The sequence below is a fragment of the Caballeronia humi genome, assembly GCF_001544475.1.
Classification (GTDB): Bacteria; Pseudomonadota; Gammaproteobacteria; order Burkholderiales; family Burkholderiaceae; genus Caballeronia; species Caballeronia humi.
Genome location: NZ_FCNW02000006.1, coordinates 36,056 through 51,547 on the forward strand (window position 1 = coordinate 36,056; position 15,492 = coordinate 51,547).

Below are 15,492 nucleotides of genomic sequence, written 5' to 3' on the forward strand. Positions count from 1 at the left end.
GCCCATTGGTCGGCGCGCATGGGAGGTATATCGGCGGGAAAAGAGGTTTTGAGTAGGGCAACTCCGACAATATTGAGACTAGGGAAAATACTAGGCGTTTGACGCCATCCCCCGCGCCCGCCCGCATCCGTCAAAGCCTTGCTGGGCAAGGGCCCCAAAGGGGTGCAACCCATCGCAAAAAGTAGGTTGCACCTTTTTTTGCGGCGGAGTACGATTCGCCAACTTTTTAGTCATCGGCCGGTTGTATCGCGGCCAAACGAAGGAAATATGGCGAGCACTACCCTTGGCGTCAAAGTCGACGATCTCCTGCGCTCACGGCTGAAAGATGCCGCGACGCGTCTCGAGCGCACCCCCCACTGGCTTATCAAGCAGGCGATCTTCGCGTATCTCGAACGCATCGAGCACGGCCAGTTGCCGCCGGAGCTGTCGGGCGTGAATGGCGTGGCGGAGCTGGGCGAGACGGTGCCCGTCGAAGGCGACGATGACAGCGCCGCCCATCCTTTCCTCGATTTCGCGCAGAACGTGCAGCCGCAGTCGGTGCTGCGCGCGGCGATCACGGCGGCGTACCGCCGGCCGGAGCCGGAGTGCGTGCCGTTCCTCGTCGGGCAGGCACGTCTGCCGGCGACCATTGCCACCGAGACGCAGGCGCTCGCGACGACACTCGTCGAAGCCTTGCGCGCGAAGCACACGGGCGGCGGTGTCGAGGGGCTGATCCACGAGTTTTCGCTCTCCAGCCAGGAAGGCGTCGCGCTGATGTGTCTCGCGGAAGCGCTGCTGCGCATTCCCGATCGCGCGACCCGCGACGCGCTGATCCGCGACAAGATCAGCAAGGGCGACTGGCGTTCGCACATGGGCCAGGCGCCGTCGCTGTTCGTGAACGCGGCGACGTGGGGTCTGATGATCACCGGCAAGCTGGTGACGACGAACAGCGAGACGGGATTGTCGTCGGCGCTGACGCGCCTGATCGGACGCGGCGGCGAGCCGTTGATCCGCAAGGGCGTCGATATGGCGATGCGCCTGATGGGCGAGCAGTTCGTCACCGGCGAGACGATTTCGGAAGCGCTTGCGAATAGTCGCAAGTTCGAAGCGCGCGGTTTCCGTTATTCCTACGACATGCTCGGCGAAGCCGCGACGACCGAAGAAGACGCGCAACGCTACTACGCCTCCTACGAGCAGGCGATCCACGCGATCGGCAAGGCGGCGGGCGGACGCGGCATCTACGAAGGCCCGGGCATCTCGATCAAGCTTTCCGCGCTGCATCCGCGTTATTCGCGTTCGCAACAGGAACGCACGATGAACGAACTGCTGCCGCGCGTGCGCTCGCTCGCGCAACTCGCGCGCCGCTACGACATCGGCCTGAACATTGACGCCGAAGAAGCCGATCGTCTCGAAATCTCGCTCGATTTGCTCGAAGCGCTCTGTTTCGATCCGGAACTGGCGGGCTGGAACGGCATCGGTTTCGTGGTGCAGGCTTATCAGAAGCGCTGTCCGTTCGTGATCGACTACCTGATCGACCTCGCGCGCCGCAGCCGTCATCGTCTGATGATCCGGCTCGTGAAGGGCGCTTACTGGGATTCCGAAATCAAGCGCGCACAAGTCGATGGCCTCGAAGGCTATCCGGTCTACACGCGCAAGATTTATACGGATATTTCCTACGTCGCCTGCGCGAAGAAGCTGCTCGGCGCGCCGGATGCGGTCTATCCGCAGTTCGCGACGCACAACGCGTACACGCTGTCGGCGATCTATCACCTCGCGGGCCACAATTACTATCCCGGCCAGTACGAGTTCCAGTGCCTGCACGGCATGGGCGAGCCGCTGTACGAGGAAGTCACCGGGCGCGACAAGCTGAACCGGCCGTGTCGCGTGTATGCGCCGGTCGGTACGCACGAAACGCTGCTCGCGTATCTCGTGCGGCGTCTGCTCGAAAACGGCGCGAACACGTCGTTCGTGAACCGCATCGCCGATGAAACGATTCCGGTCAGCGAACTCGTCGTCGATCCGATCGAGGAAGCGTCGCGGCTTGCGCCGCTCGGCGCGCCGCACGCCAAAATTCCGCTGCCGCGCCAGTTATACGGCAACGAGCGCTCCAATTCGATGGGCTTCGATTTGTCGAATGAGCATCGGCTGGCGTCGCTGTCGTCGGCGTTGCTCGCGAGCGCGAACAATCCGTGGCGCGCGGTCCCGATGCTCGAAGGCGACGATCCGGGCAACGGCACGCCGCGCGACGTGCGCAACCCGGCGGATCTGCGCGACGTGGTGGGCACGGTGGTCGAGGCTTCGCCGGAACAGGTGAGCGCGGCGATCGCGCACGCGGTGGCCGCCGCACCGATCTGGCAGGCGACGCCCGTCGAAGATCGCGCCGACTGTCTCGCCCGCGCTGCCGATCTGCTCGAAGCGCAAATGCATACGCTGATGGGCCTGGTCGTGCGTGAAGCGGGCAAGTCGCTGGCGAACGCGGTCTCCGAGATTCGCGAGGCGATCGACTTCCTGCGTTATTACTCCGCGCAGATTCGCGGCGAGTTTTCGAACGACACGCATCGTCCGCTTGGGCCCGTGGTCTGCATCAGCCCGTGGAATTTCCCGCTGGCGATTTTCATGGGTCAGGTCGCCGCAGCGCTCGCCGCCGGCAATCCGGTGCTCGCGAAGCCCGCCGAACAGACGCCGCTGATCGCCGCGCAAGCCGTGCGCATTCTGCGCGAAGCCGGCGTGCCGTCGGGCGCGGTGCAATTGCTGCCGGGCAACGGCGAGACGGTCGGCGCCGCGCTGGTCGCCGATCCGCGCACCCGTGCCGTGATGTTCACCGGCTCGACGGAAGTGGCGCGCCTCATCAACAAGACGCTCTCGGAACGTCTCGATCCGGACGGCCGGCCGATTCCGCTGATCGCGGAAACGGGCGGGCAGAACGCGATGATCGTCGATTCGTCGGCGCTCGCGGAGCAAGTGGTCGCGGACGTGTTGCAGTCGTCGTTCGATTCCGCCGGTCAGCGCTGCTCGGCGCTGCGCGTGCTCTGCCTGCAGGACGACGTCGCCGATCGCACGCTCGAAATGCTCACCGGCGCGATGAAGCAGCTCGCGGTGGGCAATCCGGACCGGCTGTCGACGGACGTGGGCCCCGTGATCGACGCCGACGCCAAGCGCGGCATCGATGCGCACGTCGCGTCGATGCGCGAGAAGGGCCGCAAGGTCGTGCAACTGCCGCTGCCGGATGGCTGCGCGCAAGGCACGTTCGTGCCGCCGACCTTGATCGAACTCGATTCCATCGACGAACTCAAGCGCGAGGTGTTCGGACCGGTGCTGCACGTGGTGCGCTATCGCCGCGCGTCTCTTGATAAACTCCTCGACCAAATCAAAACCACGGGTTACGGGCTCACGCTCGGCATCCATACGCGGATCGATGAAACCATCGCGCACGTGATCGATCGCGCGCACGTGGGCAACATCTACGTGAACCGGAACGTGATCGGCGCGGTGGTCGGCGTGCAGCCGTTCGGCGGCGAAGGCTTGTCGGGCACGGGACCGAAGGCGGGCGGCGCGCTTTATTTGCAACGTCTGCTGGCGAAGCGTCCGACCGGCTTGCCGAAGTCGCTGACGAACGCGCTGATCGTCGATCAGGCGGCATCGACGAATACGCCGTCGGCGGCGTTGACCGCGCTGCGCGACTGGTCGATCGCCGAGCGCGATCCGCAGACGGCGGCACGTTGCGACGGCTATCTGCAACTCGTTTTGGCCGGCGCCACCGCCGTGTTGCCCGGCCCGACCGGCGAGCGCAACACGTACACGCTCGGCGCGCGCGGCACGGTGCTGTGCGTGGCGTCGACGGCGAGCGGTGCGCGCGCCCAGCTCGCGGCGGTGCTCGCCACCGGCAACAAGGCGTTGTTCTCGGGCGCGGCGGGCGAGCAACTGGTGGCGTCGCTGCCGGCATCGCTCAAGGCGCACGCGAGCGCACGCAAGACCGGCGACACGGCATCGACATTCGATGCCGTGCTGTTCGAAGGCGACAGCGATGAACTGCTGTCGCTGGTGAAGGAAGTCGCGAAGCGCCCGGGGCCGATCGTATCGGTGCAGGGCGTTGCGGCGGGGGCGTTCGCCGACGGCGGTCACGACGGCGAGGACTACGCGCTCGAACGGCTGCTGACGGAACGCTCGGTGAGCGTGAACACGGCGGCCGCGGGCGGCAATGCGAATTTGATGACGATCGGTTGAGCAATACTCGGCGCTCGGTTCAAACAAACGGCAGCAGGCACGGCGATCCCGGCACAAGCTGCCATCCACACTGGTACTAGGAGAAGGCTATGACGTACAAGATGAACAAGCTGGCAGCGGCCCTGGCGGTTGCAGGCCTGTCGCTCGCGGGGACCGCATTCGCACAGCAGGTCGAGGACGTGAAGGTGGGTTTCGCCGCGCCGATGACGGGCGCCCAGGCCCACTACGGCAAGGACTTCGAGAACGGCATCACGCTCGCCGTCGAGGATTTCAACGCGACGAAGCCGGTGATCGGCGGCAAGCCGGTTCGCATCGTGCTGAACGCAGCCGACGACCAGGCCGACCCGCGCACGGGCACGACCGTCGCGCAGAAGCTCGTCGACGACGGCATCAAGGGCATGCTCGGCCACTTCAACTCGGGCACGACGATCCCCGCTTCGCGCATCTACGCGAACGCCGGCATCCCCGAGATCGCGATGGCGACGGCGCCCGAGTACACCACGCAAGGCTACAAGACGACGTTTCGCATGATGACGTCGGACACGCAGCAGGGGTCGGTCGCGGGCGAATTCGCGGTGAAGAACCTGAAGGTCAAGAAGATCGCGATCGTCGATGACCGCACGGCCTACGGCCAGGGTCTCGCCGACCAGTTCGAGAAGGCGGCGAAGGCGTCGGGCGGCACGATCGTCATGCGTGAATTCACGAACGACAAGGCCGTCGACTTCAAGGCGATTCTGACCAAGATCAAGTCGTCGAATCCGGACCTCGTGTACTACGGCGGCGCCGATTCGCAAGCCGCGCCGATGGTTCGCCAGATGAAGACGCTCGGCTTCCGCGCGCCGTTGATGGCGGGCGAAATGGTCAAGACCGACACGTTCGTGAAGATCGCCGGCGACGCAGCCGACGGCACCGTCGCGTCGCTCGCGGGCCTGCCGATGGACCAGATGCCGGGCGGCGCGGCCTACGCGGCGAAGTACAAGAAGCGCTTCAACGAAGACGTGCAAACGTACTCGCCGTACGCCTACGACGGCGCGATGGCGATGTTCGACGCGATGAAGAAGGCGAACTCGACCGATCCGGCCAAGTACCTGCCGTTCCTCGCGAAGACCGAAATGCCGGGCGTGACGACGTCGAAGCTGGCGTACGACGCGAAGGGCGACCTGAAGAACGGCGGCATCACGCTGTACAAGGTCGTCGGCGGCAAGTGGACGACGCTGCAAAGCGTGGGCGGCAAGTAAATTTTTGCTGCGGGTGTTTTACGAAGGGCTCCGTTTCCGCGGGGCCTTTTCGTTTTCAGGGCCGCTCCGCTTGAAACCGGTCAGCATTGCGCCGATCAGGTTTTCGCGCGTCCAGACGCTCATCACGATCGCCGCCGCGATATGCACGCAGATGCAAACTTCCAGCGCGATCGACAGAACCGTATGCAGCTCCTGCGGCCAGTCTTCGCCCCAGAAGGCGTCGAGGCGCATCAGCCAGCCGCTCGCGCCGAGCGCGAGAATCAGCAGCCACAGCGCGATCGCCATCGAGCCGCCGAGCGGATTGTGCGACAGATGATGCATCGGCCTGCCGCGCGCGAGCGAGCGCACGTAGGCGATAAGATGCGCGGGCGTCGGCCACCACGCCGAAAAGCGCGCGTACTGCGTGCCGACGAAACCCCACACGATGCGCAGCCCGACGAGCCCCGCCGCGATATAGCCGAGCACGCGATGCGTAGCATCGGTCGGGCCGAACAGGTTCCACGCGACGATGCCCGCGACCGTCCAGTGCGTGAGCCGCACCCAGAGGTCCCAGGTTTTCACGCGGCCTTCGGGCATCGACTTACGGCCATTAATCGATTTCCGACTTCACGACGGCGAGCGTCTTGGTGTCGTAATAGATTTCGACCTTCTTGCCTTCCTTGTTGTGGCCGTAGATCTCATAACAGTTGCCATCGACCTTGAACTTCTTGATCTTGTAGCCCTGCGCCTCGAGTTGCGCGCGCGCATCCGATTCCTTGATCCACTCGCTCTTCGGATGCGCCGCGCAATCGGCCTTCGCGAAAGCCGCGCCCGAGAAACCAACCGCTACCATCAACGCCACGAACTTGAACATCGGCCATCTCCTCGGTATTTGTCGAGCGGACACTCTACTGCCGATGAGAATCGTTCGCAAGCGGATCGTAAGCTCAGATCAGCCCTGCTTCCGGCCTTGCTCGCGAATCTGATCGAGCGTCGCGCCGGGCGTGCTCTGGTTCTGCGGAATCCTGATCTCGATCACGGCGGGCAAGCCTGATTCCACCGCTCGCTCGAACGCGGGCAGAAACGCGTCGGTCGTCGCGACGAGCTCGCCGTGCGCGCCGAACGCGCGCGCGAACGCGACGAAGTCAGGATTCGTGAGTCCGGTGCCGTGCACGCGGTTCGGGTAATGCCGCTCCTGATGCATGCGGATCGTGCCGTACTGCGCGTTGTTCACGACGATGAAAATCACCGGCAACGCATATTGCATGGCCGTCGCGAGTTCCTGGCTCGACATCATGAAGCAGCCGTCGCCCGCGAACGCCACGACCGTGCGCTCCGGATGCAGCGATTTCGCCGCGATCGCCGCAGGCACGCCGTAACCCATCGCGCCGCTCGTCGGGGCGACCTGCGAGCGGAAATGCCGGTACGAATAGTGGCGATGCAGCCAGGTCGCGTAGTTGCCCGCGCCGTTCGTGATGATCGAATCGGGCGGCAGGCGCTCGCTCAACTGACGCATGATTTCGCCCAGTTGCACGTCGCCGAGCATGGGTTTCGGCTTGCGCCATTCGACATACGCCTCGTGCGCGGTGGCAGCGGCGCCTGACCAGTTGATCGTCGATGGCGGCGGGAGCGCGGCGAGCGCCGACGCGATTTCCGGCATCCCCGAAACGATCGGCAGATCGGCGGAATAGACGCGGCCCAACTCTTCCGCGCCCTGATGAATGTGGATCAGCGTCTGCTTCGTCTTCGGGATATCGAGGAGCGCGTAGCCGCCCGTCGTCGATTCGCCGAGGCGCGGACCGATCACGAGCAGCAAATCGGCGTCGCGGATGCGCGCGGCGAGCGCCGGATTGATCCCCAGGCCGACGTCGCCCGCGTAGTTCGGATGCTCGTTGTTCAGCGTGTCCTGAAAGCGAAACGCGCAGCCGACCGGCACGTGCCATTGCTCGACGAAACGCGCGAAATCCTGCGTCGCGGCTTCGGTCCAGCCGCTCCCGCCCGCGATCACGAACGGCCGTTGCGCAACGGCTAGCATCGTCCGGAGCCGCTCGATCTGCGCCGGCGCCGGCGCCGCCGCCACGCGCTGATAGCGCGGCGCGCCCGGCACCGCGGCGCAGGTCTCGCTCAGCATGTCCTCGGGCAGCGCGAGCACGACCGGCCCGGGCCGTCCCGAGGTCGCGACGTGAAACGCGTGGCTCAGGTATTCCGGCACGCGGCGCGGATCATCGATTTGCGCAACCCACTTCGCCATCTGCCCGAACATCCGCCGATAGTCGATCTCCTGGAACGCCTCGCGATCCATGTGCTCGCGCGCGCACTGGCCGATCAGCAGGATCATCGGCGTCGAGTCCTGGAAGGCGGTGTGCACGCCGATCGATGCGTGCGTCGCGCCCGGCCCGCGCGTAACGATCGCGATGCCCGGGCGGCCCGTCAGCTTGCCGACCGCTTCGGCCATGTTGGCGGCGGCCGCCTCGTGGCGGCAGACGATCGTCTGGATCTGGCTGGTTTCGTCGTGCAGCGAATCGAGGACGGCGAGAAAGCTCTCGCCGGGCACGCAAAAGACGCGCTCGACGCCGTGCGTGATGAGCGCATCGACGACGAGTCGCGCGCCGGTGGTTTGCGGGGAATCTGAAGAAACGACAGCGGACGCCATGCGGTGAAGTCTCCGTGAATGGTTCGCGCGGGGGCGATTTTTAGGACGGGAGCCGACAGCTTACGCTGTCCGGGCGGTGCGGAGCCAGAGGCGGGCGTGTCAGCGGCGGGGCCTGAACCGGGCGAACGCCGGTGCGGCTGAGAAGGAAGACGACGGCCGTGCGCCAGCCGAAACATCTCGAACGCCGCCTGAAGCGAAACCGCCCCGTGGCCGCCAGGGCAACCCGCTCAAGCGCCGCGGCCTCCGACCGCCGAGGCAACCTCCAGCCCCATTTCAAACCGAACGCCCTCCGCCCCCGCGCCGGAAAGCCCCGCCGACCCCATCACCCGAATTACCCCTCTTTCTCGCCCCTTATCGCCAGATAGTCACCCGGTGAGATTCGGAATAATGGCTTCAATGGAAAACGGGCTGCGGCATCAGACGAGCGGCTCAAACGCAAAGATTGAAGTAATCAAACCTCATCGGGGGCAAGCTTGAACATTCGTAAATTCGTAGGCGCCACAAGCCGCGACGCGCTGCGTCAGGTCCGTGAAGCCCTTGGCCCCGATGCGGTCGTCCTGTCGAACCGCACGCTGGAAGACGGCACGGTGGAAATCGTCAGCGTCGCCGACAGCGATCTGGCAAGCATCTCGCCTGCCACTGAAGAAAGCAGCGCGCCGCTGGCACCGCAAGCAAAAGCCAGCGCCACGCCGATGAACCCCTACGCCAGCGGCGATGTCTTCTCGTCGGTGTTCGGCTCGAACCCGGAAGCGGACGACGAAGACTTTCCCGAAGCGCAGCCCGAACCCGCGCCGAAGCGTCGCGCGGCAGTCGAAGAGGCGCCGCGCACGATGGCTGAATCGAATCCGTGGTTGATCGAGCATGCGCGCCGCGTGGCTCAACAAGCCTCCGCGCCGGCACCGGCCTCGGCCTCGGCCAACCGCATCCTGACCCCCGCCGCCGCGATCGCACGCGGTCTTGGCGCACCGGTCACCGTGCAGCCGGTGGAAAGGACAGAACAAGCCGAAGCGCAAAAACCGCAATATCCGCAGCAACCGAAGATCGACACACCCGACTGGGCACGCGAAGCCGCGCAACTCGCCGCACGCCGCGCCGCGCAGAAAATCGCCCCCGCGCCGATGCACCAAGCGCAGCCGCAACCCGCAGCGACGCCCGAAGGCGCCTTCGCCGGCCTGCCGGCCAGCGCGGCGGCCGCCGTCACGGAAGCGATCCGCGCCCGCATGGAGCAGGTCGTCAACGACACGGTGATGAACGAACTCTCGTCGATGCGCGGGATGATGGAAGAGCACTTCGCCGGCCTCCTGTGGGGCGACCGCCAGCGCCGCAGCCCGACCAACGCCGCGCTGACTAAGCGCCTCTTCGCCGCCGGATTCTCGGCACAACTGGTGCGCATGGTGATCGACAACATGCCGGAGATGGAGCACGTCGAAGCCGCGCTGGAATGGGTTCAGCAAGTGCTCGAATCGAATCTTCCGGTGATGGACAGCGAAGAAGCACTGATGGAACGCGGCGGCGTGTTCGCGCTGATGGGCCCGACGGGCGTCGGCAAGACGACGACCACCGCGAAGCTCGCCGCGCGCTGCGTGATGCGCTTCGGCGCGAGCAAGGTGGCGCTCCTCACGACCGACAGCTACCGGATCGGCGCGCACGAACAACTGCGCATCTTCGGGAAGATCCTTGGCGTCTCGGTGCACGCGGTGAAAGACGGCGCCGACCTGCAACTCGCGCTCTCCGAATTGCGCAACAAACATATTGTTTTGATCGACACGATCGGCATGAGCCAGCGCGACCGCATGGTCTCCGACCAGATCGCGATGCTCTGCGGCGCCGGTCATCCGGTTCAGCGCCTGTTGCTGCTGAACGCGACGAGCCACGGCGACACGCTGAACGAAGTCGTGCAGGCGTACCAGAGCACGCCTGACCAGCCGCCGCTCGCGGGCTGCATCCTGACGAAGCTCGACGAAGCCACCAATCTCGGCGGCGTGCTCGACACCGTGATCCGCTACAAGCTGCCCGTGCATTACGTCTCGACGGGTCAGAAGGTGCCGGAAAACCTGTACGTCGCCACCAAGCGTTTCCTGATCAAGAGCGCGTTCTGCATTCCGCGCGACGGATCGCCGTTCGTGCCGCAGGACGAAGAAGTGCCGGCACTGCTCTCCGCGCTTTCCGCGCGTGCTTCCACCGAACTGCATGAGGTTCACTTTGGATAAGTTCGTGCTCGATCAGGCGGAAGGCCTGAGACGGCTCCTGACTCGCGCCGGTTCGCGCGTGGTCGCGGTGACGGGGGCGCCCGCCGGCATAGGCTGCACGTCGGCGGTAGCGAACCTCGGCGCGGCGCTGGCGATTCAGGGGAAGGACGTACTCGTGATCGACGAGCGGCAGAACGGCGGCTCGATCAGCAGGATGCTCGGCCACGACGACGCCGGCGCGCTTGCCTCGGTCATCTCCGGCAAGCGCTTTCTGCAGGACGCGGTGACGCGCACTTCGCTCGGTTTTTCGCTGCTCGCAGCGCCCCGCGACGAGCGCATCAGCCAGGACGCCGCGCAGTGCCGCGCGCTGCTCGACGGCCCGGCGGACATCGTCCTGATCGATGCACAGCTCGATCGCAACGGTGCGCTGTCGTCGCTCGCGGCGCAGGCGCACGATTTCCTGATCGTCACGCGGGCGGCTGCCGCAGCGATCACCGAGGCTTACGCCTGCACCAAGCGCCTGCACTATGCGCACGCCATCGGACAGTTTCGCGTTCTGGTGAACCACGTGCAGAACGCAGCCGATGCCGCTGTCGCGTTCGAGAATTTGTCGGGCGTCGCGAGCCGGTATCTCGCTGTGTCGCTCACGCAGGCGGGCTGCGTCGCGGAGGATGCGCGAGTCGGCCGGGCGCGGGAACTGGCGCGCTGCGCGGTCGAAGCGTTTCCGGCGACGGCGGCCTCGCGCGACTACCGGCAGATCGCTGCCGAATTGCTGCACTGGCCGATGCGGCCGGCACAGGTTTCACGCGCGAATTCAAGAGAGCTGACGGACGGATCGGCAGCGTTGCAAGCAATGACGGGCGCGACCGGCGGATCGACCGCCGCACGCCGCGCCGGGGCTCCGGCTGCTCATGAATTGAGCAGCTCGGCGTCGATGTGACATAGGAAAGGTGAACACGATGTACAACGCCCAAGGCAAGCTCTCGCAATCCGAAGTGCTCACGCGGTATGCGCCGCTCGTGCGCCGGCTCGGCCTTCAGCTCGTCGCCAAGATGCCGGCGAGCGTCGATCTCGACGACTTGATCCAGGCCGGCATGATCGGCCTGATGGACGCCGCGAACCGTTACAAGGAAGATCAGGGCGCGCAGTTCGAAACCTACGCGAGCCAGCGGATTCGCGGCGCGATGCTCGACGAGCTGCGCGCCAACGACTGGCTCCCGCGCAGCATGCGCAAGACGTCGCGCGAGGTGGAATCGGCGGTGCACAAGGTCGAGCAGAACCTCGGGCGGTCGGCGAGCGAGCAGGAAGTCGCCGATCACCTGAAGATGCCGCTCGACGAATACCAGACGATGCTGCAGGACCTGCACGGCAGCCAGCTCATCTATTACGAAGACTTCGACCGCTCCGCCGACGACGAGCCGTTCCTCGACCGCTATTGCGTCGACCGCTCGGACCCGCTCTCGGCGCTGCTCGACGGCAGCCTGCGATCGGCACTGGTCGAAGCCATCGACAAGCTGCCGGAGCGCGAAAAGCTGTTGATGGGCCTTTATTACGAACGCGGCCTGAACCTGCGCGAAATCGGCGCGGTGATGGAAGTGAGCGAATCGCGGGTCTGCCAGTTGCACAGTCAGGCTGTTGCACGCCTGCGCGCGAAGCTGCGCGAGCAGTCGTGGTCGAGCGTGGAAGCTTGAGACAGCGCGTTTAGTTTGTTTCAGCCTGTTTCGAAGTCGCCGCCATCGGCGAAGACGGTCTGCCCCTGGCCGAGCGTCTTTGATCGAAGCCTTGCGAGCAGTCATGGTCGAGCGTGGAAGCCTGAGCGCGCTCAAGTCTGATCTAGTTTGTTTCGAAGTCGCTGCCATCGGCGAAGACGGTTTGCCCCTGGCCGAGCGTCTTCGCGCGGTACATCGCGCGGTCGGCGGCGCGCATGAGCGTCGCGATGTCGCGAAACTGCGCGCCGACGCCGCCGTAGATCATGCACGCGCCGACACTCGCCGACACGCGCACCGTGCGGTCCTCGACCGACGTCAGCGTGGCGAGCATCGCGTGGATGCTGTCGGCCACCGCCAGCACGGCGGCGCGGTCCGGCACGTGACGCGCGAGCACGACGAATTCGTCGCCGCCCAGGCGCGCGACCGTGTCCGTCTTGCGCATGCGGCGTGTGAGAAGCGCGGCGAAGCCTTGCAGCAGCAGGTCGCCGGTCGCGTGGCCGTAGGTATCGTTCACTTCCTTGAAGCCGTCGAGATCGATCAGGAGTAGCGCGGACATGTCGGCTGCGTCGGTGGAAATCGCCGACATCGCCCGGCCGATGGTCTGTTCCAGCGCGTAACGGTTCGACAGGCCAGTGAGCGGATCGGTCGATGCCTGGCGCGCGAGATCGCGGTTCGCGTTGCCGAGCCGGTCGACGAGCACACTCAAATACACCGACGCCCCCAGCACCGACAGCGCCACGCCGAGCGCCGCCGGGCGATTCGCCTGCCACCACGGCTGCCAGGCTGCGAGCGCGGCGATCGCGACGAGCGCCGTCGCGCAGGATACGGCGAGCGTCGTCTTGCCGTAACGGCATCCCGAGCCGATCAGAAACCAGAACACGACCCACAATAGCGGCAGGCCGAGCGGCCCGCCGATCGCGATGCCGATCGCGACGAGCGCCTGATCCGCGATGGTCGTGATCACGAGCCGCACGCGCGACGGGCCGGCCATCGTCCGCACGGCGATCAGGCTCGCGGCCCCGTAGACGACATACACGGCGACGAAGATCACCATTTCCGCCGCATCGTGCGTCGGATGAAACCACGCGTACGCCAAGTACGCGACTAGCACCGCCGCACCCATCCAGACGCGCAGCATCGCTTGCTCGTGCTCGGGATTCCGATGCGCAGACCATGCGAACGCATATCCCTGGCGCGCGGGTTCTTGCACCTGCTCCATACTGGCTCCCCTTGGTCTGGGTCTTGGCCTTTTGTTTTGATGTCGATGGTTGTTCAATGGCGATCAAGGCGCCCATCGGACGAGGCGATATTCTGCATTTTTTTGAGACGGTACTGTGTTTGCTGTGACGGCCGGAAGCTTGCACGCTGAAGCTTTCGGGACGTAACGTGCGAGGTTCTTTACAGGCTCTTCAGGCGTTCAATGCGAAACGACTCCCAGCTTTTCAGCGAATGGCTCCCCGTCTGCAACAGCGCCGACGTGCTCGCCGATCAGGCGCATGCGTTCGTCGTCGCGGATGAGCGGGTCGTCGTATGGCGCGATACGGCGGGCACGGCTCACGTTTGGCGTGACTACTGTCCGCACCGGGGCGCGCAACTATCGCTCGGAACGGTGACGGGCGACCAGATCACGTGTCCGTACCACGGATGGCGTTACGACATCGAAGGGCAGTGCCTGCATATTCCGTCGAATCCGTCGATCCGGCCGTCGAAGCGCGCTTGCACGAAGACCTATCTCGCGGAGGAGAAGTACGGTGTGGTGTGGGTATGTCTCGGCGAGCCGGCCTATGCGCTCGATTTCTTCCCCGAATACGCGACGGCCGGCGCGCGCACGATCAATCTCGCGCCGCAGGACGTGCGGTCGTCGGCGCCGCGTGTCGTGGAGAATTTTCTCGATATGGCGCATTTTCCGTTCGTGCACACGGGAATTCTCGGCGAGCACGCGTTCGCGGAAGTGCCGGACTACGAGGTATCGGAGACGAACGACGGGCTCGTCGCGCGACAATGCCGGTTCTGGCAGCCGGCGGGTTTGCCGGGGCAGGGCGGCGGCGCGTTGATCGAGTATGTGTATCGGGTGAAGCGGCCGTTGATTGCGAGTCTCACCAAGATGGCGGCGAGTGGGCAGGGCGCGCTGCATATCATGCTGGCGGCGTCGCCGGTAAGCGGTGAAGAGACGCGTGCCTGGCTCGTGTCGGTTCACGAGGATGAGACTGAGCACGCGGATCAGGAGCTTTACGACTTCAATATGGAGATATTGATGCAGGACACCCCAATCGTGGAGTCGCAATATCCGAAGTATTTGCCGCTCGATCCGGCGGCGGAACTGCATCAGCGGTGCGATCGGATGTCGGTGGCGTATCGGAGGTGGCTGGCGGGGCTGGGGTTTGCGTATGGGACTTCGCTGGGGGTTTGAGGCTTCAGTCTTGCGAGAATTCGTTGCCGTTGAGGGCGATGGTGGTGAGGGCGGCTTGAAAGGCGAAGCGACATTGAGGCGTGGTTGACAAGACGCTCGTCGATCGGCTTATGGGCAGACAGACAGAGCGACTTTTCGGTGTAAATGATTGACGACGATTACGGCTAGCCGACAGATCAAAAGGCGTATTCTTGGTGAGCCCGGCTGGGATCGAACCACACTACTGATGATCAGAAGCGCACAGGAAGACGTGCGCGAGATTTCGGGCATCGCGTCGACGCCGACGCCAGACCGTTACGCCGATGTCGTTGACCCGCTCGGCGTGAAATTCGCGACGCCGCTTCCGTTGCTGGTCGCACACGACCATACGAAAGGCGTCGGTTCCGTGGTGTTAGGTGCGGCCTCGAAAACCGGCATTGCGTTCAAGGCTGTGATTGCCCGAATCGAACAGCCGGGGCCGCTGAACACGCTTTGTGACGACGCAGGGGCCGCAGTAAAGTTGGGCCTGCTGCGAACGGTCAGCATCGGTTTTCGTCCGCTCGAATCCACGCCGATTCAAGGCGGCGGCTTGCGCTTTACGAGATGGGAGTGGTTGGAATTGAGTCTGGTCAGCATCCCCGCGTACCCGGACGCCGTGATTACCGACGCCCGCGCCATGACGCCTGCCGAAGCGGAAGTTGAACGCATCCTTGCGGGAGAAAGGGTGCTTCGCCTGGTCGTGAAGCGCGGGCCAGCTATCGTCGTGCGCCTTGCAGATCTGTACAGCGTTTCGGCGCGCGGCCATGAATAGGACTACGCGTCGGGAGCGCGTGATACCGCGCGCTGGTACTTGTTCCGAGGATGAAAGGTTTTAGCGGCATCGCGTCAGCCGCCGTGCGTGGATTGCTTTCGACTTTCGGAGACTTCCGGAGGACGACGCTTATCAGCCGAGGCCTTGAAAGCGCAAGGGTACTCGGTTTTCGGTGTCGCTTTTCCCTCTCCGAGTCGCTGTCAGGCCAATATAACGGGTACTAAAGGGGCACCGCCTCTTTGGAACGCCGCTTTCAGCATCCGCTGTCGTATGGACTCGACCCAGAGTTGGCATCCGGATATCCTTCTTCTGCGGCGTCGG

The 15,492-nt window shown here is 64.9% G+C and carries 11 protein-coding genes; 7 read left to right on the forward strand and 4 right to left on the reverse strand.

Features of this window, described 5'->3' with window-relative positions; all coding sequences use genetic code 11:
* Positions 1 to 267: 267 nt before the first annotated feature.
* Positions 268 to 4,203, forward strand: a complete 3,936-nt coding sequence (putA, locus tag AWB65_RS09015) for a trifunctional transcriptional regulator/proline dehydrogenase/L-glutamate gamma-semialdehyde dehydrogenase (RefSeq protein WP_087666842.1) — start codon at positions 268 to 270, stop codon at positions 4,201 to 4,203.
* An 89-nt stretch (positions 4,204 to 4,292) separates the two neighbouring features.
* A complete protein-coding gene (locus AWB65_RS09020; RefSeq protein WP_087666843.1) occupies positions 4,293 to 5,441 on the forward strand; it encodes a branched-chain amino acid ABC transporter substrate-binding protein in 1,149 nt (382 codons plus the stop codon).
* A gap of 18 nt (positions 5,442 to 5,459) precedes the next feature.
* Here the strand turns inward: AWB65_RS09020 and AWB65_RS09025 are convergent, their stop codons facing one another.
* The 3 genes from AWB65_RS09025 to AWB65_RS09035 all read right to left on the reverse strand — a co-directional run bounded on the left by AWB65_RS09025 (position 5,460) and on the right by AWB65_RS09035 (position 8,073).
* Entirely contained in the window at positions 5,460 to 6,017 is a 558-nt protein-coding gene (locus tag AWB65_RS09025; protein ID WP_087666844.1) for a cytochrome b/b6 domain-containing protein, read from the reverse strand.
* A gap of 13 nt (positions 6,018 to 6,030) precedes the next feature.
* Positions 6,031 to 6,294 carry a PepSY domain-containing protein gene (locus tag AWB65_RS09030; RefSeq protein WP_087666845.1) on the reverse strand — a complete coding sequence of 88 codons (264 nt, stop codon included), beginning with the start codon at positions 6,292 to 6,294 and terminating at the stop codon, positions 6,031 to 6,033.
* A 78-nt stretch (positions 6,295 to 6,372) separates the two neighbouring features.
* Complete coding sequence (locus tag AWB65_RS09035; protein ID WP_087666846.1) at positions 6,373 to 8,073, reverse strand: thiamine pyrophosphate-binding protein; 1,701 nt, start codon at positions 8,071 to 8,073, stop codon at positions 6,373 to 6,375.
* A gap of 473 nt (positions 8,074 to 8,546) precedes the next feature.
* Here AWB65_RS09035 and flhF point away from each other — a divergent pair, with 473 nt between their 5' ends.
* Genes flhF through AWB65_RS09050 form a run of 3 tightly spaced genes read left to right on the forward strand, consistent with a single transcriptional unit; the run spans position 8,547 to position 11,953 of the window.
* The gene (gene flhF, locus AWB65_RS09040) at positions 8,547 to 10,283 is read left to right on the forward strand and encodes a flagellar biosynthesis GTPase FlhF (RefSeq protein ID WP_087666847.1); all 1,737 of its coding nucleotides are present in this window, start codon (positions 8,547 to 8,549) and stop codon (positions 10,281 to 10,283) included.
* A complete protein-coding gene (locus AWB65_RS09045; protein ID WP_235007564.1) occupies positions 10,276 to 11,202 on the forward strand; it encodes a MinD/ParA family ATP-binding protein in 927 nt (308 codons plus the stop codon). Before flhF ends, AWB65_RS09045 begins: the two co-directional genes overlap by 8 nt.
* A gap of 19 nt (positions 11,203 to 11,221) precedes the next feature.
* A complete protein-coding gene (locus tag AWB65_RS09050) occupies positions 11,222 to 11,953 on the forward strand; it encodes an RNA polymerase sigma factor FliA (protein ID WP_087666848.1) in 732 nt (243 codons plus the stop codon).
* Positions 11,954 to 12,095: 142 nt separating this feature from the next.
* On the opposite strand, the gene AWB65_RS09055 is transcribed toward AWB65_RS09050, so the two are convergent.
* On the reverse strand, positions 12,096 to 13,190 hold the full coding sequence (locus AWB65_RS09055; protein ID WP_087666849.1) for a GGDEF domain-containing protein: 1,095 nt from the start codon (positions 13,188 to 13,190) through the stop codon (positions 12,096 to 12,098).
* Positions 13,191 to 13,391: 201 nt separating this feature from the next.
* Here AWB65_RS09055 and AWB65_RS09060 point away from each other — a divergent pair, with 201 nt between their 5' ends.
* Together AWB65_RS09060 and AWB65_RS09065 are read left to right on the forward strand one after the other, a co-directional pair.
* Entirely contained in the window at positions 13,392 to 14,381 is a 990-nt protein-coding gene (locus tag AWB65_RS09060; RefSeq protein WP_087666850.1) for an aromatic ring-hydroxylating dioxygenase subunit alpha, read from the forward strand.
* A 148-nt stretch (positions 14,382 to 14,529) separates the two neighbouring features.
* Complete coding sequence (locus tag AWB65_RS09065) at positions 14,530 to 15,171, forward strand: HK97 family phage prohead protease (protein WP_125474098.1); 642 nt, start codon at positions 14,530 to 14,532, stop codon at positions 15,169 to 15,171.
* Positions 15,172 to 15,492 lie beyond the last annotated feature (321 nt).

Bases quoted from the DNA above. Each gene is read 5' to 3' on its own strand.
- AWB65_RS09030 (WP_087666845.1), bottom strand. From the start codon at position 6,294: ATGTTCAAGTTCGTGGCGTTGATGGTAGCGGTTGGTTTCTCGGGCGCG.
- AWB65_RS09050 (WP_087666848.1), top strand. From the start codon at position 11,222: ATGTACAACGCCCAAGGCAAGCTCTCGCAATCCGAAGTGCTCACGCGG.
- putA (WP_087666842.1), top strand. From the start codon at position 268: ATGGCGAGCACTACCCTTGGCGTCAAAGTCGACGATCTCCTGCGCTCA.
- AWB65_RS09025 (WP_087666844.1), bottom strand. From the start codon at position 6,017: ATGCCCGAAGGCCGCGTGAAAACCTGGGACCTCTGGGTGCGGCTCACG.
- AWB65_RS09035 (WP_087666846.1), bottom strand. From the start codon at position 8,073: ATGGCGTCCGCTGTCGTTTCTTCAGATTCCCCGCAAACCACCGGCGCG.
- AWB65_RS09060 (WP_087666850.1), top strand. From the start codon at position 13,392: ATGCGAAACGACTCCCAGCTTTTCAGCGAATGGCTCCCCGTCTGCAAC.
- AWB65_RS09055 (WP_087666849.1), bottom strand. From the start codon at position 13,190: ATGGAGCAGGTGCAAGAACCCGCGCGCCAGGGATATGCGTTCGCATGG.
- AWB65_RS09020 (WP_087666843.1), top strand. From the start codon at position 4,293: ATGACGTACAAGATGAACAAGCTGGCAGCGGCCCTGGCGGTTGCAGGC.